The organism is Mesorhizobium sp. M1E.F.Ca.ET.045.02.1.1, assembly GCF_003952485.1.
In the GTDB taxonomy this organism is placed as follows: Bacteria; Pseudomonadota; Alphaproteobacteria; order Rhizobiales; family Rhizobiaceae; genus Mesorhizobium.
Map to the genome: position 1 here is coordinate 3215691 of NZ_CP034447.1, position 20237 is coordinate 3235927.

Here is a 20237-nt window from a genome sequence, read left to right on the forward strand (position 1 = left end):
AAGGGACGCCTGCTGATGGATCGCGAGACGCGCAACGCGGCGATCGCCGCGGCCTGGATACTGCTGCTGTTCGGCCTCGCCGCCTATTTCCTGCCGACCATCATGTTGGCCGCCGGCAAGGTCTCGACCATCCTGGCCGCCATCATCGCCGCGATCTTCATGGTGGGGCTGTTCGTCGTCCTGTGGCTGCGCGGACGCAGCCAGCGCAAGAAGGGTCTCTAAAGATGAGAATTCTGATTACGGGTGCCGCCGGCATGGTGGGCCGGAAGCTGATTGCACGGCTGGCCAAGGACGGCACACTCGCCGGCCGCAAGATCACGGCGCTCGATCTGCACGACATCGTGCCGGCGCAGGCGCCGGCGATCGACGGCGTGGAAGTCGCCATCCATACCGGCGACTTCGCCGCATCCGGAGCGGCGGCAAGCCTGGTCGGTTCACGCCCGGACGTGATCTTCCACCTTGCCGGCATCGTGTCCGGCGAGGCGGAGGCCAATTTCGATCTCGGCTACCGCGTCAATCTCGACGGCACACGCGCGCTGTTCGACGCCGTGCGGCTGGCGGGCTTTGCGCCGCGCCTGGTCTTCACCTCGTCGATCGCCGTGTTCGGCGCGCCGTTCCCGGATGTCATCCCGGACGAGTTCCACCCGACGCCGCTCACCTCATACGGCACGCAGAAGCAGATGAGCGAAGCGCTGCTTGCGGACTACACGCGGCGCGGCTTCTTCGACGGCGTCGGCATCCGGCTGCCGACGATCTGCGTTCGCCCCGGCAAGCCGAACAAGGCGGCGTCGAGCTTCTTCTCAGGCATCATCCGTGAGCCCTTGAGTGGCCAGGAAGCGATCCTGCCGGTGCCGCGCTCGGTGCTGCACACCCATGCCAGCCCGCGCTCCGCCGTCAATTTCCTGATCCATGCGGCGGAGATCGACGGCAATGCGGTCGGGCCGCGGCGCAATCTCACCATGCCGGGAGTCGCTGCCACCGTCGGCGAGCAGATCGAGGCGCTGGAGCGCATCGCCGGACACGAGGTGGTGAAGCGGATCCGCGAACAGCCAGACGAGACGATCTGGGCGATCGTCAAAGGATGGCCGACGCGCTTCGAGGCGCGGCGGGCGAGGGAGCTGGGTTTTGCCGCCGAGAAGAATTTCGACGAGATCATCCGCGCTCATATCGAGGACGAGCTGGGCGGGAAGATATATTGATATTCAGGTGATGCCGGCCTGCAAACGGCGGCTTCCTGCGCTTCCGGCATTCGCCGGCCGAAGCATTCATGAGAGTGGCGTGGTAGTTAAGGCTACGGCCGGCGTAGGCCGGTTCTCGGAATCCACCGTTTTCGGCTCGGCCTGACCTGAATCTCAACACACCTTCGCGCGCACCTATGGTCAGGCGCCGCCCGTCAGGCTGGCCGACAAAAGCAGCAGCCCAACCAGGAAGATGAAGGCCGCGCCGCCGATCTCGACGATCGAATGGATGCGGTTGCCGAGATATCCGTCGCCGGCGAAATAGACCGCCCAGTTCTTGGCCGTCACCGCGAGCGTCGCCAGCGCCGAGACGGTGATCGCGGTGCCGATCGACATCGCAAGCACCGACAGCAGTCCGCCAAGCCAAAGCCCGTTGAGAAGCGCGAAGCTCAGCACGATCAGCGCGCCTGAGCAGGGGCGAATGCCGACGGCGGCAACGGCCGACCAGGCCGTGCGCCAGTCGAAGCGGTCGCCGGAAAGCAGCGCCGGATCCGGCGCATGCGAATGGCCGCAGGTCTCGCAGACTTCGCCCGGGCCATGATCGTGGTGATGATGCGCTGCATGATCGTGCGCGCCATGATCGTGGCTATGCGGGTGCGAGTGCGCCACATCATCGTGGTCGTGATGCGTGTGCAGCGTATGCGCCGCGTGGGCATGCGTCGAAAGCGAATGAGCATGGGAATGGCTTGCGTGGGAATGCGCGTGCGCGTGCCCGGCATGGGAATGCCCGGCACGCGAATGCCCCGCATGGGCGGCCGACAGGCTGTGGGCGGGCGCTCTGCCGAGCAGGCGCGGTATCGATGGACCGAGCTTGCGCCACAAAAGCCAGGCGCCGAACAGGGTGACCAGCACAAAGCTGGAGATTTCGAGGAACCAGGTCGCGTCGGTCATCGACACCGCCGTGCCGCGCAGCACGAAATAGGCGAGCACCATGACCACGACCGCGGTCAGGCCCTGCAGCAACGCCGAGACGAAGGAGAGCAGGATGCCGCGCTTCAGCGCCACTTCGTTGGCGACCATATAGGAGGAGATCACCGCCTTGCCGTGCCCGGGACCGGCGGCGTGGAAGATGCCATAGGCGAAAGAAAGGCCGACCAGCAGCCAGAGCTTGCTGCCGTCCTGGCGCATCGCCTTCATCGCGGCTGCCAGCGAATGGTAGAATTCCTGCTGCCTGAGATTGATCCACATCAGGATATGGGCGAACGGACCGGAGGTGCTTGGCGCCATGCCGTCATTGGTGCCGATGCCGAGTGAGCTCTGGGCATGGGCGATGCCTGGCAGATGCGTCATCACCAGGGTGGCGGCCAAAAGGCCAAGCGCCAAGCGCAGCGATGGTTTCATCACCGATTATCCTTCTGGCGGGCAGTTCAGTTCGAGCTTGGTGGCGAAGATCTTGCTCATGTCGGTGCCCGTCGGATCGTTGAAGAACGCATCCGTCAGGGTCTTCTGGTTCTCCTTGATCGCTTCGTCGGGATCGGGGCGGACCACCTTCTTGGTGCAGTTCGAGGGCAGGCCCTCGACGGTGAGGTTGGCGTCGTCGGTGAAATCGATCGCCGTGTAAAATGTCGGATCGTAAACGCCGATGTCGATCTTGCCGGCAAGCTTGATCGGCGTCTTCGGCTCGGACTCGAACAGGATGATCAACTGATCATTGTCGAAGTTCGCCATCAGATGCGGCGGCGGGATCATCGGCACGTCCTTGCCGTCCTGCGTGACCAACTGGAAGTAGTTGAATTCGGCCAGCGAAGAATGGACGGTATCGGCCACTTCCTTGAGCTCTTTGTCATCAAGTTTCAGATCGGAGTTCTTGTCGAACTCCATCATCACAGTGCTCGAAAACAGATCGTCGAAACGCCACAGATGGCGCAGCGCTTTCACGCTTTGGTGATCCTCGCTCAGGATCACGTCGAGGCGGGCTTCGGCAAAGACATGCGGATGCACCTCGGCCGGCTCGACCGCGGCGAATGTCACTGCTGCGGCCGAAGCCAGCATGGTTGCTTGCCGTTTCAGGTGCATTCTGGGCCGCGATTCCATCGACTTCGGGAGTAAAACCCGAGAGTTATCAGAAAGGGGGCGAAATTGGGACGCGGGATATCACGCGCCGTCTCGCGTCCTGAACCAGTGCACCAGGAAATCGACGAAGACGCGGACCTTGGCGGGCAGGTAGCGGCGGTGCGGGTAGACGGCGAAGATACCGGTACCCGACAGGATGCGATCGTCGAGCGCGGTGACCAACTTACCGGAAGCGATATCGGGAGCAGCTATGAAATCCGGCAGCATGGCGAAGCCGAGGCCGGAGAGAGCGGCAGCTCGCGCCACAATTGGGCTGTTGACCTCGATCGGGCCGGAGACGGCGACGCTCATGGACTCCTCACCCTCACCCTTGAAACGCCAATTGGCCAGCGAGCGGCCGTTGGTGTCGACCAGGCAAGGCATGTTGGCGAGATCCTGTGGACGCGTCGGCTTGCCATGCTTTGCGAGCAGCTCTGGCGATGCGCACAGCTTGACCGAAAACGGTCCCAAGCGCCTGGCGATCAGCGAAGAGTTCTCAAGCCGCGAGATGCGCACCGCAAGGTCGAAACCCTCTTCAACAAGGTCGACGAAGCGGTCGTCGAGGTGGATGTCGAGCACGATGTCGGGATGCTGCTTGGCGAAGTCGATCAGCGACTGGCCGATCGGCGCGTCGGCGAAGGTGCGCGCCGCCGAAAGCTTGATCCGGCCGCGCACGTCGCCGGAGGATTCGCGCACGGCGTCGGCCAGGCTGTCGACCTCGCGCACGATTTCGGAAGCGCGCTGATAATAGGTGTGGCCGGCTTCGGTCAGCGAGAACTGGCGCGTGGTGCGGTTCAGAAGCAGCGCGCCGAGTTCGTCCTCCAACTCGCGCACATATTTCGACAGCAGCGCTTTTGAACGGCCGATCTTGCGCGCTGCGGCCGAGAAGCCTTCAGCCTCGACCACGTCGATGAAGGCGCGCATACGGGTCAATGTGTCCATGATCAGACCTTTCGTGCCGCGTCGAGAATCCTGCGGCCGAGCCGTATCAAAGCGACGTCGCCGCCGGAAGGGCCCAGCAGCGACAGGCCGAAGGGCGCGCCGTCGACGGAGCCGAGCGGCAAGGTGATCTGCGGGAAGCCCGACAGGCCTGCCAGGCACAACAGATGCAGCGCCCTTTCGCGATAGGCCTGGAACTGTTCGGGCGTGCTGGTCTTCAGCGGCGCCGCGCCTGGAACGGTCGGCAGAACGAGAAAGCCGTTGTTGCCGAGCAGGGCGCCGAGATCGGAACGGAAGGCCAGCCGGCGTTCCGCCTCGGCGGCGACCGTGCCGGCATCGATCGTGCGGCCGAAGCCGAAACGCTCGTCGATGCCAGGGCCAAGGCCGTGGTTGCCCGCCGAGATCCAGCTGCCATGCACCTGCCAGGCCTCGTAAGCCTGCAGCCGGCGAAAACACCAGTAGAGATCATCCGGGGACGAGGCGAAGGCGTATTCCATCTCGGTCGGCTCGCCGACGACGCCGGCCGTCAGTGCCTTCATTCGTCCATATTCGGCGGCCTCGGCCGGGCCGGCAACGAAAGCGTCCAGCCAGCGGATCGACAGTGGGCGGTTGAGCGGATGCTGATGCGGATCGCGCCCGAGCAGGAGCTTGCCGACCGCCTCATAGGTCTCGATGTCGTCGGCGAACCAGCCGAAGGTGTCGAAGCTCGGCGCCAGCTTCATCGCGCCGTCGAGCGAGATGCGGCCGTGGCTGGTGCGCAGCCCGATCAGGCCGCAGAAGCTTGCCGGCGCGCGGATCGAGCCGCCGGTGTCGGAACCGATGGCGATATCGGCAAGGCCTCCTGCGACTGCAGATGCCGATCCCGAGGAAGAGCCGCCGGTGACGCGGTCCGGGGCGGCCGGGTTCACCGGAAAGGCGAAATGCGAATTCTGGCCGAACAACGAGAAGGCAAGCTCGTCAGTCTGCGTCTTGCCGACGAAGCGAGCGCCGGCGTCGAGAATCATCTGGACGGCCTTGGCTGTCTGCGAGGCGGCGTGAGCCTGCTCGAACTTGCGCGGGTTGCCGCAGCCGGTGCGATAGCCGGCGACGTCGTAAATGTCCTTGACGGCCAGGCGCAGGCCGGCAAGCGGGCCTGATTCCGCATTGGCCACAGGCACTTGGCGCAGATCGAGGAAGGCGTTGAGAGGGCCGTGGGTGCCTGGCATCGTTCGATTTCCGGATACGGTCCACAAACATTGTTCGATGCCGGAATTTTTACAACCGGCGCTTACGATTTTTATTGATTGTGAAACCCTTCGCTCTTATATCGCGCTTGCCCAAAGTCGCACGTGCCTGTGGGTGTCCGCCGATCCTCGAATGGTGAGGGCAACCGGTAAGGTAACTGGAGCCAACCCCTCCAGTCGGTCTAGTGGCCAACCGCCAGACCGAGGACACCTTGAAGCAACGACGGTGCGGGCCTTTCTGGTGTCTACCGGTCGTCCAAAGACCGGGGTTACTGAAGAGGCACACCTTCATTGCCTGTAGTGCGGACGGGGTCCTCCCATCCAAGCCAAGGCAGACAAAGCGAACCGAGGCCGGGCAAGGCCAGGTTCACCGCCGCGAGACGGCGATTCGTGGTTCCGGGGTCTCCACCGGCTGGTTCCACGGATTTTCCGTCCCGCCTTTGTCCACCGCGAGTTCGCGAGGCTGAGCGCCCGCGTCCCGCAGCCTTTGTGCGCGCCGAAAGGCGCAGATGGAGAGACCTCGATGGCTACCCAGCGCATCCTTGACTTCCTCGCCACCCGACGTCCGAACGGCCCCTGCCTCGTCGTCGACCTCGATGTCGTGCGCGACAACTTCCGCGCCTTCGAGAAGGCGCTGCCCGATTCCAAGATCTACTATGCGGTGAAAGCAAACCCGGCGCCGGAGATCCTGCGCCTTCTTGCTGCGATGGGCTCGTCCTTCGACACCGCATCCGTTGCCGAGGTTGAGATGGCGATGGACGCCGGCGCGCCGGCGGACCGCATTTCCTTCGGCAACACCATCAAGAAGGAGCGCGACATCCAGCGCGCCTATCAGCTCGGTATCCGCCTCTACGCCGTGGACTGTGTGGAGGAGGTCGAGAAGATCGCCCGCGTCGCCCCCGGCTCGCGCGTGTTCTGCCGCGTGCTGACCGACGGCGAAGGCGCCGAATGGCCGCTGTCGCGCAAGTTCGGCTGCGTGCCGGCGATGGCCGTCGATGTGCTGCGCCATGCCAAGGAGCTTGGCCTGGACGCTTATGGCGTGTCGTTCCATGTCGGCTCGCAGCAGACCAACCTGTCGGCCTGGGACCGCGCGCTGGGCGACGCCAAGAAAGTGTTCGCGACGCTCGCCGAGGAAGGCATCGTCTTGAAGATGGTCAACATGGGCGGCGGTTTCCCGACCCGTTACCTGAAGGACGTGCCGGCGGCGCAGGCTTACGGCCAGGCTATCTTCTCGGCGCTGCGCAAGCATTTCGGCAACGCGCTGCCCGAGACGATCGTCGAGCCGGGCCGCGGCATGGTCGGCAATGCCGGCGTCATCAAGTCGGAAGTCGTGCTGATCTCGAAGAAGGCCGACAACGACAATGTGCGCTGGGTGTTCCTCGACATCGGCAAGTTCGGCGGCCTCGCCGAGACCATGGACGAGGCGATCCGCTATCCGATCGTCACTCGCCATGACGGCTCGGAGACCGCGCCCTGCGTGCTCGCCGGCCCGACCTGCGATTCGGCGGACGTGATGTACGAGAAGACGCCCTATCCGCTGCCCCTGTCGCTGACCATCGGCGACGAGGTGCTGATCGAAGGCACCGGCGCCTACACGACGACCTATTCTTCGGTCGCGTTCAACGGCTTCGAGCCGCTCCGATCCTACGTGATCTGAGCGGTTCACAAGAACCGCTCAGATCACCCGGCGCGGGCGATCATGTCGCCCGCCCGGGCTCGCTTGTGGAACAGATCTCCGCTCGAGAAGGATCGCGGAAATGGACAATGCAGATTTCATCGTCGAGGGCGCCGCGCGCCGGGTAATCTCCCCCCTTGAGGGGGAGATGGCCGCGCAGCGGCCAGAGGGGGTCGTCGCGCGTGGAGCGCCAACGCCGCTTCTCGTCACGCAGGGCGCCGGCGCTTCACGCGCGGCGACCCCCTCTGTCGCCTTCGGCGACATCTCCCCCTCGAGGGGGGAGACTGCCCGCGCCTTCGTCATCCTTGCCGAAGGCACCGGTGACATGCTGGCGCGCGAAGCGCTGCTCGACCGCGCCATGGGGCCGAAGCGCAGGAAGAAATCGTCCGAAAAGCTGCGGCGTGGCCGCCGACCGTCGGAAGGCCTGGCTTTTGTCGCGCGCGATCCATCGGGCGCGGTCGTCGGCACGGTTCGGCTGTGGGACGTGACGCTGGGCGAGAACGGCCCGGCAGCGCTTCTGCTCGGGCCGCTGGCGGTCGAGCCGGGATTGAAGAGCGGCGGCATCGGTTCGGCGCTGATGCGGCACGCGGTCGCCGAGGCCGCGCGACTTGGCCATGGCGCGATCCTGCTCGTCGGCGATGCGCCTTATTACGGGCGCTTCGACTTTTCGGCCGACCGCACCGGTTCGCTCTCCATGCCTGGCCCCTACGAGCGGCACCGGCTGCTGGCGCTGGAGCTGAAGGAAGGCGCGCTCGACGGCGCCAAGGGCACGATCAAGGCCGCCGGCCGCAAGGTGAAGGCGCTGGAGTTCCTGGCCTAAAGCGCATCGCGCTGAAACGGATTCAGGCGACGCGCTTTAAGTCCTGGTTTTGATGCATGTCGTTGTCCCAGAACCGCGCACTTCTGGGCGACATGCATTGAAGCGAGTGAAGAAAAGCCTGTGCGGCGTCACGCGTTCAAGAGCGCGGCGCCGCATCGGATCAATTCCGAATGGATATATCGTCAATCAGCCGAGCAACTGGCTGAGCGCCATGGCGACCGTCATGTCGCCCTCGACCTTCAGCTTGCCGGCCATGAAAGCCATGGTCGGGTTGAGGTCGCCGGCGATCAGCAAGTCGAGATCGTCGAGCGAGAGCTTGATTGTGCAGTCGGTCGGGGCATCGGCGGTCGAGACGGTCGCACCGTCGACGACGATGACGCCGTCGCTGCCGGTGTCGAACTTGACCGAGTGCTCGAAACCCGCGCTTGCCACGCGCGACTTGATCTTGTCGGCAATCTCCTGAACGCCCATGGCGGTTCTCCTCGTTTGGTTGCGTTTGACGCGCACCGGCCCTTGGCCGCTGGGCGAGGCGCCGCGTCGCGCGGGGGCGCGGCGACAGCCACCGGCGCATATAGCTTCGGGTTGACGTTTACGTCAACGTGGCCGCCATGCGGCATGGTGGTAACCATGCGGCAAGGCGCATCAGCCGGCGGATGGTTGAGGCGGTACATCCAACCCGGCGAAAGCACCGGCGGCGCGATCAATGCTGCTTGAAGGCCTTGGTCATTTCCTGGGCCGTTTCGCCGGCGCCCCTGCGGCGGCGAATGGCATTGTCGCGGATCTCATCCTTGGACAGGAAGTTGACCTGGTCGACCAGCACGTCATGCACCAGTTCGACGCCGACGCGGGCGTTGACGGTGTCACGGATCGATTTGCGGAAGGCATCGAGATCGATCGTCTCCTTCTTGGTGAAATCGATCTGCGGATTGGCGTAGAGATAGGAATAGACCTGGTCGGTTATCAGCGCCGGCGCCGGGATCGAAAGCTTCTTTATCTGCTCCGGTTCCACCGTGTAGACGAGCTTGGTCAGGAAATAGCCATCGATCTTGGCGTCCTTGATGAGCGGCACCGAAATGATGTCGGTCTTGACGTAATCGAGCCCACCCAGCATCGGCTTCGGCGGCTCGCCGACGCCGCGCTGGCCCGCTGCCTGGAAGGAGTAGAACACCGCGCCGAGCGTCACGGCGCAGATCCAAAGCGCTGCGGCGATGAACTTGATCACCGGATCCTTCCTTGCGCCGTTGCCATCACATTCAGGCTCGGGCGTATCCGAATTCGCCGGCCGAATAGGTGCCGTCGGCATCGGCGCGCTGGATGGCGTTCTTCAACAGCGTGGCGACCTCGTTGACGGCGTTGAGATGGGCAAGGATCGCCGCCTCGTTCCTCGCCAGCTTCTGGCGCAGCCGCGCCAGCCCATCGCGATGCTGCTCGAGGAATTCGATCTCGTTGGCGCCCTTCAAGGCGCGGGTCAGCTCGTAGAGATAGCGGCTCTTGCGGGCATTCGAGGCCTTGAGGTCGTAACCGGTTCCGCTGCGGATACCCGCCGTTTCCTCGTCCACCGCTTCTTCGATACGGCCGATGATGGCTGCGAGGTTGCCGGGCCGCGCAGGCGCGATCGACGCTTCCGTGGCGGTGGTCCGTGCAGGCAGGTTGGAAAAATCCGTTTGGTCGGCCATGTAAATCCCTAGATCTTGATGTCTGTTTTTTTGGTCGTGTCGTCGCCGGTCATCGACCGGGCGGCCTTGCGCTCAAGCTCCTCGATCATCGAGGTCGAAAGCCTGGTCTGCCGGTCGATCTCGACCTTCTCCGGTCCGCCCCCAACGGGCCCGACCGGCACCTTGTGCTTGCCGTCCAGATAGTGGTCGGCGAGCATTGATTTGGCGATGCCGATGCCGCCGTGCGCGGCCATGACATCGGCCACCTTTTCGGCAAGCTGCGACTTCCACATGTCGCCGGCCAGGCCCTTGCCATAAACGCCTTCGGTGTCCTTTGGCATCATGTTCTGGATGAAAGTCGTCAGCACCATCGCCTCGAAGCGCTGGAATTTTTTCGCCGGGTTCGCCGCTTCGGCTTTGTCGGCTGTTGCGCGTGAGAGCACGGAACCAGCATCGACAGTGGTTGCCGGATCGACGGAGAACGTGCCCGGGGCGCCACCGGTACGCCTCGCAAGCGCGGCACGCGCCGCCTCGACATCGGCCGGCTCCGCTGCGCGGGCGACGTCCATAACGATGTCGCTGGGTGGTGAGATGGCCAAGAAAGCACTGCCTTTTTGTCGGGTTTTGTTAGTTGCACAATGACCCAACAAGCTTGTGGCAGGCTTACCTGGGGATTTGGCCAGAGGACCGGATTGCCGAAGTGGATCGTTCGTCCGCCGGGCGCCAGGGCACGGATTTCCGCCGTTGGCGTCAAAGTCCAGCGTCTCGACACTGCTCGAACGCTTTCCAGCAGTCGAACGCGTGATCAAGCCATGGAAACCTCGCAGGCCAGAGCCTGCACGTCACGACCGATGGCGGCAACGGCGATAATCTCGCCGCCCTTCTTGTAGCCGACCAGACAATCGCGATCGGCGATGCTCCCATCGATCTCGACGGAGTCCCACGACCGGGCGTAGCCGACATAGCGGATCGATACGTCGTAGTGTGCGCTCCAGAAGAACGGAACGCTCGAGAAGGGTTGCCGAAGGCCGAGCATGTTTAGCGCCGCAATCTGCCCCTGGCGTTCCGCCACGACCCAGTGCTCGACGCGCCGCGACTCAGACGTCTTCAAGTCAAGCCATTGAGCAACGTCGCCAGCAGCGAATATGCCGGCCACGCTTGTCTCGAGGAATTCGTTCACGAGCACACCCTGGTCGACGGCGATGCCCGCATCGGCGGCCAGCGAGACGCGCGGCTTCACGCCGACGCCGACGACGACAAGATCGGCATCGATCACTTGGCCGTCGCTCAACGCGACGGTCCGGGTGGTTATCCGTTCGGCCGTCGCGCCCAGATGGAAAACGACGCCATGCTCTTCGTGCAGCGAGCGGATGAATGCGCCGAGTTCCGGTCCAAGGACTGCTTCAAGCGGATAGGCCTCCGGTGCGACAACGTGGACCGCGAGGCCACGCTTGCGAAGGGCTGCCGCCACCTCCAGTCCGATGAACCCCGCGCCGAGCAAGACCGCCGTCTTCGAGCTTTGAGCGTGCTCGATGATAGCGCGGCTGTCGGCCAGCGACCGCAATGTGAAGACGTGGTCGCGATCGGTGCCGGCAAGCGGCAGGCGAATCGGCTCAGCCCCCGTCGCCAGCAGAAGGCGGTCGAACGGAAAGACCCGACCGTCGCCGGCAATCACCGCCCGACCGTCGACGTCGATACGCTCACACGTCGTCTGCAACTGGAGGTCGATCTTGGTGCGGGCGTAGAATTTTGGGCCGCGCAGCGGAATCCACGCCTCGGGCGCCGTCCCGGCAAGATAGTCCTTGGACAGGTTGGGGCGGTCGTAAGGTGCGTCATCGTCCGAACTGAGCATGGTGATTTCGCCGGCGAACTGGCCGCGGCGCAGCATTTCGGCTGCCGCGAACCCGGCGGCACCGCCACCCACAATGACGATGCGCTCCTGTTGGCCTGCCGCATCCGGCTGCGATGACGATGCGGCCTCCTTGTCTGCCGGAACCTTGCCGGTCACGAAGATGCGATCGCCCCGGCGCTCCACGCTCCATCGCTGCAGCGGGTCGAAGGCGGGCGCGGCGAGCGCCTCGCCGGTACGGAGATTGAAGCAGGCGTGGTGCCAGGGACATCGAACCGTGTCGTCGACCACGATCCCCTGGGCCAGCGGCCCACCGTAGTGGGTGCACTTGCCTGCGACCGCCAGCACTTCCTCGCCGACACGCGCCAGAAGCACCGGCTCCTCGCCGACATGGCCCCCAAGCAGCACGCTCTCGCCAAACGCTGCAATCGGCACTCCGACCGTGAAGTCGGGGCCTAGATCAGGATTTTTCTGCGCGGTCATTGGTGACCCTCCTTCGGAAGGTTTGCCGACGATCCATCCATTCGGGTGTCGGACCCAGAATTGACGCCGCGGCGGCCAAAAGGTTCCTGAGATTGATGGCCGGCGCCATCGTTGTCGCATGACCGCGCAACGCCCGCGGACATCAACATCGGGTCTGGCGAGGAATTCTGGACGCTATTCGTCGCGCCGCTTCTGCGCGATCAGGTCGAGCCGCTCGCGGTCCGAGCGCTCGCGCTCGTCGCGGCGGCGCACGTCCTTGTAGGCGCGTTCGACCATGTTGGTGCGGGCGGTTGCCCTGGCGATCAGCGCCGCCTCCTGCCGGGCATTCTCGAGGCTCTGTTCCTTCCGGCCGAGCGCAGCGGCGATGCGGCGATGGTAAAGCGCCGGGAACAGACCGGCCAGCGAGCTGTCGGTGTCGAAATGCTCGATGAGTTCCCTCGCTTCCGATTCCGCCGCCGCGGCCGCGGAGAGAAAACCGGCATGGCGGGTCTCGTGCAGCGCCTTCAACTGCTCCTGTACCTTGACCAGCTTCTTCAGGCGGTCCTTGCGCGAGGTCATCGGGTTATCTCGCCAGCGTCAGGTCGACAAAGCCGTCGACGAACAGCGACAGCAAGGTGCCGACGGCGAAGTAGAAGATGATCATCCCGCCGGCGATGACGAAGGGCAGCGAGATGAAATAGACCGGGATCTGCGGCGTCAGCTTGTTGACGAAGCCGATCGTCAAATTGACCAGGATGGCATAGGCGACGAAGGGGCTGCCGAGGCGGAGGACCAGGAAGAAGGTGTCCGACACCGTGTCGGTGACGTCGACGAGCGCCGCCTGCGGGTTGAAGAACACGTTGACCGGCGCGACCGTGTAGGAAGCGACCAGCGCGCGCACGATCTCATGGTCGAAATCGAAGACGAACAGCAGAAGCAGCGCCGAGAACGAGATGATGGCGGCAAGTGCCGCCTGCGGCTCGGGCTCCTCGATCGCCGGTCCGCCGGAGCCGCCATAGCCGATCAGCATGGCGATGGCCGAACCCATGAAGCGCAGCGCTTCCATATAGAGCCTGGTCATGGCGCCGATCAGCCCGCCGACCAGAAGCTCGGAGACGATCATCGGCGCCAAGACCTGCGGGCGCGGATCGACGAACGGGTAGATTTTATCCCAGAGGAAGGCGAGCAGGCCGCCGGTGGCCGCAATCGACACGAACAGCCGGACCTGGAGAGGCACGCGGGTGCTGGAGATGCCGGGCATCAGCATGAAGCAGGCGCCGATGCGGCAGAAGGCGAGGAAGGCGGCGATGACGACGCCTTGCGAGAGCGCGTTCACGAAATCGTTCCGAGTACCTTGATCTCGACGCCCTTGGCGATCTCGACATGGGAGAGAACGGGGAGCGTCGTGAACAGCCGCTCGATGATCATGCGCACATAGGGGCGCGCGTCGGGCGCGGTGACGAGGACAAAGCGTTCGCCGGCTTCGAGATGCTTGCGGATCGCCTTGGTCGCGTCCTGGCCGAATTCCTCGAGCTGGCGCGGATCGATGTCGAACTCGCGCACCTCGCCCTTGGCGTCGCGCTTGAGGCTCTGGTGGAAGGCGAGGTCCCAGCGGTTGCCGAGGCGCAGCACCTTGAGCATGCCTCCCTCGGAGAGATCGCCGCAGATCTGCTGCGCCATGCGTATGCGCACATGCTCGACGATCTGTTCTGTGCGGCGCACATGCGGCGCGATCTCGGCGATGGCCTCGATGATCAGGTGCAGGTTGCGGATCGAGACGCGCTCGGCGAGCAGAAGCTTCAGCACCGCCTGCAGGCCGGGATAGGAGATGTGCGAGGTGCAGATTTCGTCGGCTAGCTTGCGGTATTCGGGGTCCAGCCGCTCGAGCAGCGCCTTCATGTCCTTGTAGGAAAGAAGCTGCGGCAGGTTGTTGCGGATGACCTCCGAGAGATGGGTGAGCAGCACCGACATGTTGTCGGCGAAGGTGTAGTTCTCGCGCTTCAGGTCCTCGGCGAAGGTCTCGAGCACCGAATAGGCGCGCATGCCGAAAGCCGGCTCGCGGATCTCCTCGCCCGGGATATCGGGCACGCCGCGCGTGCCGAGCAGCACCATGATTTCGCCGACGCGCATCTGGTATTCGGCAACGACCGTGCCGTGGACCTTGATCTGGTAGCTCTTGGGCGGGATGGCGAAGTCGTCGGTGACGCGCACTTCCGGCACGACGAAGCCGTATTGCTGGGCGAATTTCTTGCGCATCTTCGACATGCGGAACACCAGTTCCTGATGCGCCACCAGCAGCCGGGTCGAGAGCTGTTTGCCGATCAAAAGCTCGATCTCGGCGGTGGCCAGGGACGCCTTGACCGAGTTCTTCTCCTCCTCGACCTTGTTCGCCTTTTCCTGGTTCTTCTGCGCCTCGGCCGCGGCCAGCGCCCGGTTGTGACGCAACGGGATGACGTAGCCGAGCCCGGCCATGGCGCCGGCCAGCGCAAAGAACGGGAACAGCGGCAGGCCGGGCATCAGGCCAAGGATGACGAGCAGCGAGGCCGCGACATAGAGCGCGCGCGGATGGGCGCCGAGCTGGCCGAACACCGCCTGGTTGGCCGAACCGCGGGTGCCGCCCTTGGAGACCAGCATGCCGGCGGCGAGCGAGACGATGAGGGCCGGGATCTGGGTGACGAGCCCGTCGCCGACCGACAGCTTGATGAAGACGTCGGCCGCCTGGCCGAGGCCCATGCCGTGGCGCAGATAGCCGATGGCGATGCCGCCGACGATGTTGATGGCGGTGATGATGAGGCCAGCGATCGCGTCGCCGCGCACGAATTTCGAGGCACCGTCCATCGAGCCGAAGAAGGAGGATTCCTCCTCCAGCTCGCGGCGGCGGAGCTGCGCGGTCTTCTCGTCGATCATGCCGGCGGAAAGGTCGGCGTCGATCGACATCTGCTTGCCGGGGATGGCGTCGAGGGTGAAGCGCGCGCCGACCTCGGCGATGCGGGTGGCGCCCTTGGTGATGACGATGAAGTTCACCACGATCAGGATCATGAAGACGATGAGGCCGATGACGAAGTCGCTCGACATCACCAGCTTCGAGAAGCCGGAGATGACATAGCCGGCGGCATGCGTGCCCTCATTGCCGTGCGACAGGATCATGCGCGTCGTGGCGATGTTGAGCGACAGCCGCAGCATCGTGGCGATGAGCAGCACGGTCGGGAAGGAGGAAAAATCCAGCGGCCGCTGGATCCAGAGCGCCACCATCAGGATCAGCACCGAGAGCGCGATCGAGAAGGCAAGGCCGATGTCGATGAGGAACGCCGGGATCGGCAGGAACAGCACCGCCAGGATGACGACGATGCCGAGCGCGAAGAAGACGTCGCGGCCGTTCTTGCCCACCACGCCGGACGGGATTGTTTCGCTGATCGCCATGTCGTCCTCGAATCCAGACTTGCCCAGCACAAAGGCTGGCCGCCGACCGTAGCCGGCCAAGCTTGCGCGAGGGTGGGAGAGGGGCGGTTTACAGCTGCGCCGCGTCCGCGGTAGCGACGACGACGAGCCAGTGCCGGACGGCGCGTTCCTCATGGGCGGATAGCCCGACCGTCAGTTCGCTTTCGAGCCGCTGCACACGTTCGCGACATTTCTTCAGCAAGGCGCGGCCGCTGTCGCTGAGGTCGAGATGCTGGATGCGCCCGTGCACCGCATGCGGCTTGCGTACGAGCGATCCGGCCTTTTCCAGATTGGCGACGATCACGCTTACCGTCTGCGGCGTGAGCACCGCGAGCCGGGCGAGATCGGCATTGGAGATGCCGGGATAGGCCGACAGCATGGTCAGCGTCGCAAACTGCGGCTGCGTCACGCCGAATTCGTCCAGCGCCCGCTCGACCCGCAGCCTGTAGGCGCCTGCCGCCTGTCGCAGCAGATAACCGAGATAGCCTTTCTCGCCGCGCTTGCCTTCGCCGGGAGCGGGGATGGCCGAGGACGCTTTCTGCTTGCGCATGATGTCAGAGCTCTTATACGTTGTTCGAACTCTGACATTATCGCGAGATGGAGCGGAAGACGATGGGCTATCGGATCTTTCTTGCCGGCGCTTCCGGCGCGATCGGCCGCCGCCTGGTTCCGCAGCTGCTGGAGGCAGGCCATCTGGTGACGGCGACCACGCGCCGCGCTGCAAAGGCCGCGGAGCTGCGCGCAATCGGCGCCGATGCGGTGCTGATCGATGTATTCGATGCCGGCGATTTGCGCGCCGCCGTCGCAGCGGCGAGGCCCGAGATCGTCATCCATCAGCTCACCGACCTGCCGCCTGGGCTCGATCCCGCCCTGATGGGCGAGGCGATCATCGCAAATGCGCGCGTTCGCGACGAGGGGACCCGAAATCTGGTCGACGCGGCGCAGTCGGCCGGCGCCAGGCGCCTGATCGCGCAGAGCATTGCCTGGGTCTATGCGTCCGGACCCGAGCCGCACGCCGAAACCGATCCGCTCGACAGCGGCGCCGAAGGCGGCCGCGGCATCAGCGTCGGCGGCGTCATCGCGCTCGAACGGCGGGTTCTCGAAGCGCCCATGACCGGCATCGTGCTGCGCTATGGCCATCTTTACGGGCCGGGCACGGGAGCGGAGACCGCTGCCGATCCGGCCGTGCATGTCGATGCCGCAGCCTACGCTGCGCTGCTTTCCATCGAGCGCGGTTCGCAGGGCGCGTTCAACGTCGCGGAGCCGAACGGCCATATCACGACCGACAAGGCGGTCCACGAACTCGGCTGGCGCGCCGACTTCCGCTTGGCTGTGTGACGGAACCTTCGAACTCGCTGCGACAGGCGATGGGTTCACTACATCACTAATCGGCGCAGCGCCAAAATGGCGCCATAAGCGGTCGGCATTGCGGTTGTCACGCAATGCCGCCGCGCGTATCAGGCACGGCAGCTTTCCACCCTCCGCATACCGGCGAGCCTCTCCGTTGCCTGCCAGAAACGAACCGCAAGTCTACGCCCGCCGGCTTCGGGCGGTGCTGATCAATTCGATCCCCGTGCTCGAGGCGCGCGGCATCGTCATCGTGCTGATGGCGGGCCTCGTCGGCATGATCGCGGGCGCGCTGGTCACCGGCATGAGCGAGCTGGTGCAAAGCATGCACTGGCTGCTCTTCGACGTGCAGCCGGGCGGCCGGCTTTCGGCGATGTTTTCGCTGGCCAATCCGGTGCAGGCGATGTTTCCGCCGATGGGTGGCCTGCTGCTCGGCCTCTCGGTGATCTGGCTGAGAAGGCGGAAGTTCCGCACACCCGTCGACCCGATCGAGGCCAATGCGCTCTATGGCGGGCGCATGTCGCTCACCGATACCTTCATCATCGTCGGCCAGACCATGATCTCCAGCGGCTTCGGCGCTTCGGTCGGTTTGGAAGCCGGCTATACGCAGATCGGCTCCGGCATCGCCTCGCGGCTGGCGCGTGCCTTCCGGCTCCGCCGCAACGACGTGCGCATTCTGGTCGGCTGCGGCGCCGCCGGCGCCATCGCGGCCGCCTTCGACGCGCCGCTGACCGGCGCCTTTTACGGCTTCGAACTGGTCATCGGTATCTATTCGGTCGCCAATGTCGCGCCGGTGATGACGGCGGCGATCGCGGCCTCGCTGACGGCCGAAGTGTTCGGCGGCGTACCGTTCCCGCTGGAACTCGCGGGTTTGCCGACGCTGACCGCCGGCCAGTATGTGCCGTTCCTCCTGCTGGGACTCCTCGGCGGGGCGGCGTCCATCGCGATCATGCATCTGGTGAGCATCGTCGAGCGCATCTTCGTGCGGCTGGCGATCGACGCTTCGGTCAGGCCTTTCGTCGGCGGCATCGTTGTCGGGCTGCTCGGGCTGGTCACGCCGCAGGTGCTTTCCAGCGGGCATGGCGCATTGCATCGCGAGTTCGCCATGAACTACGCGCTTCCCGTGGTGGCGAGCGTTTTCGTGCTGAAGCTCGCCGCCTCGGCTATTTCGCTCGGCTCCGGTTTCCGCGGCGGCCTGTTCTTTGCTTCGCTGTTCCTGGGCGCACTGCTTGGCAAGGTCTTTGCCGGCGTTATGGCGCTCGCCGCGCCATCGACAGGCATCGATCCTGCAGTCGCCGCCGTCGTCGGCATGACCTCGCTCGCCGTCGGCGTCGTCGGCGGCCCGCTGACGATGACTTTCCTGGCGCTGGAGTCCACCCGCGACCTCACGCTTACCGGTGTGGTGCTGGCGGCTTCGATCATGTCGGCGATCCTGGTGCGCGAGACTTTCGGCTACTCCTTCTCGACCTGGCGCTTCCACCTGCGCGGCGAAACGATCCGCAGCGCCCACGATGTCGGCTGGATGCGCAGCCTCAATGTCGGCTCGATGATGCGCAAGGACGTCCGCACCATCGATGCCGCGACGACTCTGGCCGAATTCCGCAAGGAAATCCCGCTCGGTTCCGCCCAGCGCGTCATCGCCGTCGGAGAGGGCAAGCACTATGCCGGCGTCCTGCTCGTCCCCGAGTTGCACAGCGATCTCTCCGACGGCGCCACGCCGGTCAAGGCGCTGGCCCAGTTCAAGGATGCGGTGCTGGTGCCATCGATGAATGTGCAATCCGCCGCCGAGACCTTCCAGCGTGCAGGCGCTGAAGAGCTGGCTGTCGTCGAGGATTTCGACGACCGCATCGTTCTCGGCCTTTTGACTGAAAGCCATCTGATGCGGCGCTACGCCGAGGAGCTCGACAAGGCGCGGCGAGATCTCTCGGGTGAGGGGTAGTCGAACTTTTTCTCAAGCCAGCTCGGCGAGCGAGTGGGGAATTTTGCTGCGCTGGCGACGACGCCAGGCTTGTGGCAAAGAAGCGACGCAGACCTGATCGGCACTTCTCCCAGGAATCATCCCATGCAAGTCAAGCGCAACGGCGACATCTCGTTCTGGTATGCGGATCTGGGCGCGGTTCCCGCCCCGCGTCCGCCTTTGCCCGGCGACATCGAAGCCGACGTCGCGATCGTCGGCGCCGGTTATACCGGGCTCTGGACCGCCTATTATCTGAAGAAGGCGAAGCCTTCGCTCCGCATCGTGCTCCTCGAGCGCGAGTTCGCCGGCTTCGGCGCCTCGGGGCGCAATGGCGGCTGGCTGTCGGGCGGCTTCGGCTGGTCGCGCGAAAAATATCTCAAGACCTCGACCCGGCAAGGCGTGAGCGCCATGCAGAAGGCGATGGCGGGCTGCGTCGACGAAGTCATCCGGGTGGCGACGGCGGAAGGTATCGACGCCGATGTCCGCCGCGCCGACAATCTGACGGTCGCCACCAATCCGGCGCAGCTCGAGCGCGTGCGCGAGGAATGCGAGACGATCCGCTCCTGGGATGCCGACCCCAACCGCATCGAGCTGCTCGATGCCGCCGCGACACGCGCGCGCATCAACATCAAAAATGTCATGGGCGGCTTCGTCATCCACGGCCAGGCGCGTGTGCAGCCGGCCAAGCTGGTGCGCGGACTGGCGCAGGCGGTCGAACGGCTCGGCGTGCCGATCTACGAAAAGACCACAGTGACGTCCATCGCCAAGGGCAGCGTGACCACCGACCGAGGCACGGTGCGGGCCGAAACCGTCATCCGCGCGACCGAAGGGTTCACCGCCGGCATTCCGGGGGAAGAGCGGACCTGGCTGGCGCTCAACAGCGGGCAGATCGCCACCGAGCCGCTGTCGCTGGAGCTCTGGCGCGAGATCGGCTGGGAAGGGCATGAGCTGCTCGGCAACGCGGCGCATGCCTATTGCTATGCCCAGCGCACGCGCGAGGGGCGCATCACCATGGGCGGCCGCGGCGTGCCTTATCGCTACGGCTCGCGCACCGACGTCAACGGCCAGACGCAGCAGGCGACGATCGACCAGTTGCACACGATCCTGACGACGCTGTTGCCGCAGACGGCGGGTTGCCGCATCGACCACGCGTGGTGCGGCGTGCTCGGCGTGCCGCGCGACTGGTGCACGACGGTCGGCCTCGATCCCAAGACGCGTATCGGTTGGGCCGGCGGCTATGTCGGGCTCGGCGTCTCGAGCTCCAACCTGTCGGGGCGCACGCTTGCCGACCTGATCCTCGGCGACGAGACCGATCTTACACGGTTGCCTTGGGTCAACCGCAAGGTCCGGCCATGGGAGCCGGAACCGTTCCGCTGGCTCGGCGTCCACTCTATGTACCAGCTCTACCGCATCGCCGACGAACGCGAGGCCGCGGGGCTCGCGCATACTTCGAAGCTTGCCGCCTTGGCCGACAGCATCACTGGCCACTAGAGCGGTCCGGCGTTTCATAGAACCGCTGAACCTCTAACCATTTGTTTCTTAGCAATCCGGGCGGAAAACCGCTGCACACTTTTCCTGGAAT

The 20237-nt window shown here is 64.9% G+C and carries 20 protein-coding genes; 7 read left to right on the top strand and 13 right to left on the bottom strand.

Features of this window, described 5'->3' with window-relative positions:
* Nucleotides 1-15 precede the first annotated feature (15 nt).
* Both EJ070_RS15535 and denD read left to right on the top strand, forming a co-directional pair.
* Nucleotides 16-222, top strand: a complete 207-nt coding sequence (locus EJ070_RS15535) for a hypothetical protein (RefSeq protein WP_126092154.1) — start codon at nt 16-18, stop codon at nt 220-222.
* 2 nt (nt 223-224) lie between these two features.
* Nucleotides 225-1199: a D-erythronate dehydrogenase gene (gene denD / locus EJ070_RS15540; protein ID WP_126092155.1), complete on the top strand. Its 975-nt coding sequence runs from the start codon at nt 225-227 to the stop codon at nt 1197-1199.
* A 180-nt stretch (nt 1200-1379) separates the two neighbouring features.
* On the opposite strand, the gene EJ070_RS15545 is transcribed toward denD, so the two are convergent.
* The 4 genes from EJ070_RS15545 to EJ070_RS15560 all read right to left on the bottom strand — a co-directional run bounded on the left by EJ070_RS15545 (nt 1380) and on the right by EJ070_RS15560 (nt 5434).
* The gene (locus EJ070_RS15545) at nt 1380-2579 is read right to left on the bottom strand and encodes a nickel/cobalt transporter (protein ID WP_126092156.1); all 1200 of its coding nucleotides are present in this window, start codon (nt 2577-2579) and stop codon (nt 1380-1382) included.
* A 6-nt stretch (nt 2580-2585) separates the two neighbouring features.
* Nucleotides 2586-3254 carry a DUF1007 family protein gene (locus tag EJ070_RS15550; protein WP_126092157.1) on the bottom strand — a complete coding sequence of 223 codons (669 nt, stop codon included), beginning with the start codon at nt 3252-3254 and terminating at the stop codon, nt 2586-2588.
* 78 nt (nt 3255-3332) lie between these two features.
* Complete coding sequence (locus tag EJ070_RS15555; RefSeq protein ID WP_126092158.1) at nt 3333-4232, bottom strand: LysR family transcriptional regulator; 900 nt, start codon at nt 4230-4232, stop codon at nt 3333-3335.
* Nucleotides 4233-4234: 2 nt separating this feature from the next.
* Nucleotides 4235-5434, bottom strand: coding sequence for an amidase (locus tag EJ070_RS15560; RefSeq protein WP_126092159.1), 1200 nt, complete (start codon nt 5432-5434; stop codon nt 4235-4237).
* Between the two features lie 541 nt (nt 5435-5975).
* Between EJ070_RS15560 and EJ070_RS15565 the strand changes: the two genes are divergently transcribed.
* Nucleotides 5976-7109, top strand: a complete 1134-nt coding sequence (locus EJ070_RS15565) for a type III PLP-dependent enzyme (RefSeq protein WP_126092160.1) — start codon at nt 5976-5978, stop codon at nt 7107-7109.
* Between the two features lie 343 nt (nt 7110-7452).
* A complete protein-coding gene (locus tag EJ070_RS15570) occupies nt 7453-7947 on the top strand; it encodes an N-acetyltransferase (protein ID WP_126095772.1) in 495 nt (164 codons plus the stop codon).
* Between the two features lie 186 nt (nt 7948-8133).
* Here EJ070_RS15570 and EJ070_RS15575 read toward each other — a convergent pair whose 3' ends face one another.
* From EJ070_RS15575 to EJ070_RS15615, 9 genes are all read right to left on the bottom strand, one after another.
* Nucleotides 8134-8418, bottom strand: coding sequence for an SCP2 sterol-binding domain-containing protein (locus tag EJ070_RS15575; RefSeq protein ID WP_126092161.1), 285 nt, complete (start codon nt 8416-8418; stop codon nt 8134-8136).
* Between the two features lie 229 nt (nt 8419-8647).
* The gene (locus tag EJ070_RS15580; RefSeq protein WP_126092162.1) at nt 8648-9169 is read right to left on the bottom strand and encodes a hypothetical protein; all 522 of its coding nucleotides are present in this window, start codon (nt 9167-9169) and stop codon (nt 8648-8650) included.
* A gap of 31 nt (nt 9170-9200) precedes the next feature.
* On the bottom strand, nt 9201-9623 hold the full coding sequence (locus tag EJ070_RS15585) for a hypothetical protein (RefSeq protein WP_126092163.1): 423 nt from the start codon (nt 9621-9623) through the stop codon (nt 9201-9203).
* Between the two features lie 8 nt (nt 9624-9631).
* Nucleotides 9632-10171, bottom strand: a complete 540-nt coding sequence (locus tag EJ070_RS15590) for a rod-binding protein (RefSeq protein WP_126095773.1) — start codon at nt 10169-10171, stop codon at nt 9632-9634.
* A gap of 236 nt (nt 10172-10407) precedes the next feature.
* Complete coding sequence (locus EJ070_RS15595) at nt 10408-11934, bottom strand: FAD-dependent oxidoreductase (RefSeq protein WP_126092164.1); 1527 nt, start codon at nt 11932-11934, stop codon at nt 10408-10410.
* A gap of 174 nt (nt 11935-12108) precedes the next feature.
* Nucleotides 12109-12492 carry a hypothetical protein gene (locus EJ070_RS15600; protein ID WP_126092165.1) on the bottom strand — a complete coding sequence of 128 codons (384 nt, stop codon included), beginning with the start codon at nt 12490-12492 and terminating at the stop codon, nt 12109-12111.
* Nucleotides 12493-12496: 4 nt separating this feature from the next.
* The gene (gene fliR / locus EJ070_RS15605) at nt 12497-13249 is read right to left on the bottom strand and encodes a flagellar biosynthetic protein FliR (RefSeq protein WP_126092166.1); all 753 of its coding nucleotides are present in this window, start codon (nt 13247-13249) and stop codon (nt 12497-12499) included.
* Nucleotides 13246-15333 (bottom strand): flagellar biosynthesis protein FlhA, encoded by a 2088-nt coding sequence (gene flhA, locus EJ070_RS15610; RefSeq protein ID WP_126092167.1) that lies wholly within the window; start codon nt 15331-15333, stop codon nt 13246-13248. Before flhA ends, fliR begins: the two co-directional genes overlap by 4 nt.
* An 88-nt stretch (nt 15334-15421) precedes the next feature.
* Nucleotides 15422-15901, bottom strand: a complete 480-nt coding sequence (locus EJ070_RS15615) for a MarR family transcriptional regulator (RefSeq protein WP_126092168.1) — start codon at nt 15899-15901, stop codon at nt 15422-15424.
* Nucleotides 15902-15963: 62 nt separating this feature from the next.
* Here EJ070_RS15615 and EJ070_RS15620 point away from each other — a divergent pair, with 62 nt between their 5' ends.
* From EJ070_RS15620 to EJ070_RS15630, 3 genes are all read left to right on the top strand, one after another.
* Complete coding sequence (locus EJ070_RS15620) at nt 15964-16689, top strand: NAD(P)-dependent oxidoreductase (protein WP_126092169.1); 726 nt, start codon at nt 15964-15966, stop codon at nt 16687-16689.
* A gap of 166 nt (nt 16690-16855) precedes the next feature.
* Nucleotides 16856-18637 carry a chloride channel protein gene (locus EJ070_RS15625; RefSeq protein WP_126092170.1) on the top strand — a complete coding sequence of 594 codons (1782 nt, stop codon included), beginning with the start codon at nt 16856-16858 and terminating at the stop codon, nt 18635-18637.
* Nucleotides 18638-18760: 123 nt separating this feature from the next.
* Nucleotides 18761-20146, top strand: a complete 1386-nt coding sequence (locus EJ070_RS15630; RefSeq protein WP_126092171.1) for an FAD-binding oxidoreductase — start codon at nt 18761-18763, stop codon at nt 20144-20146.
* Nucleotides 20147-20237: the final 91 nt, after the last annotated feature.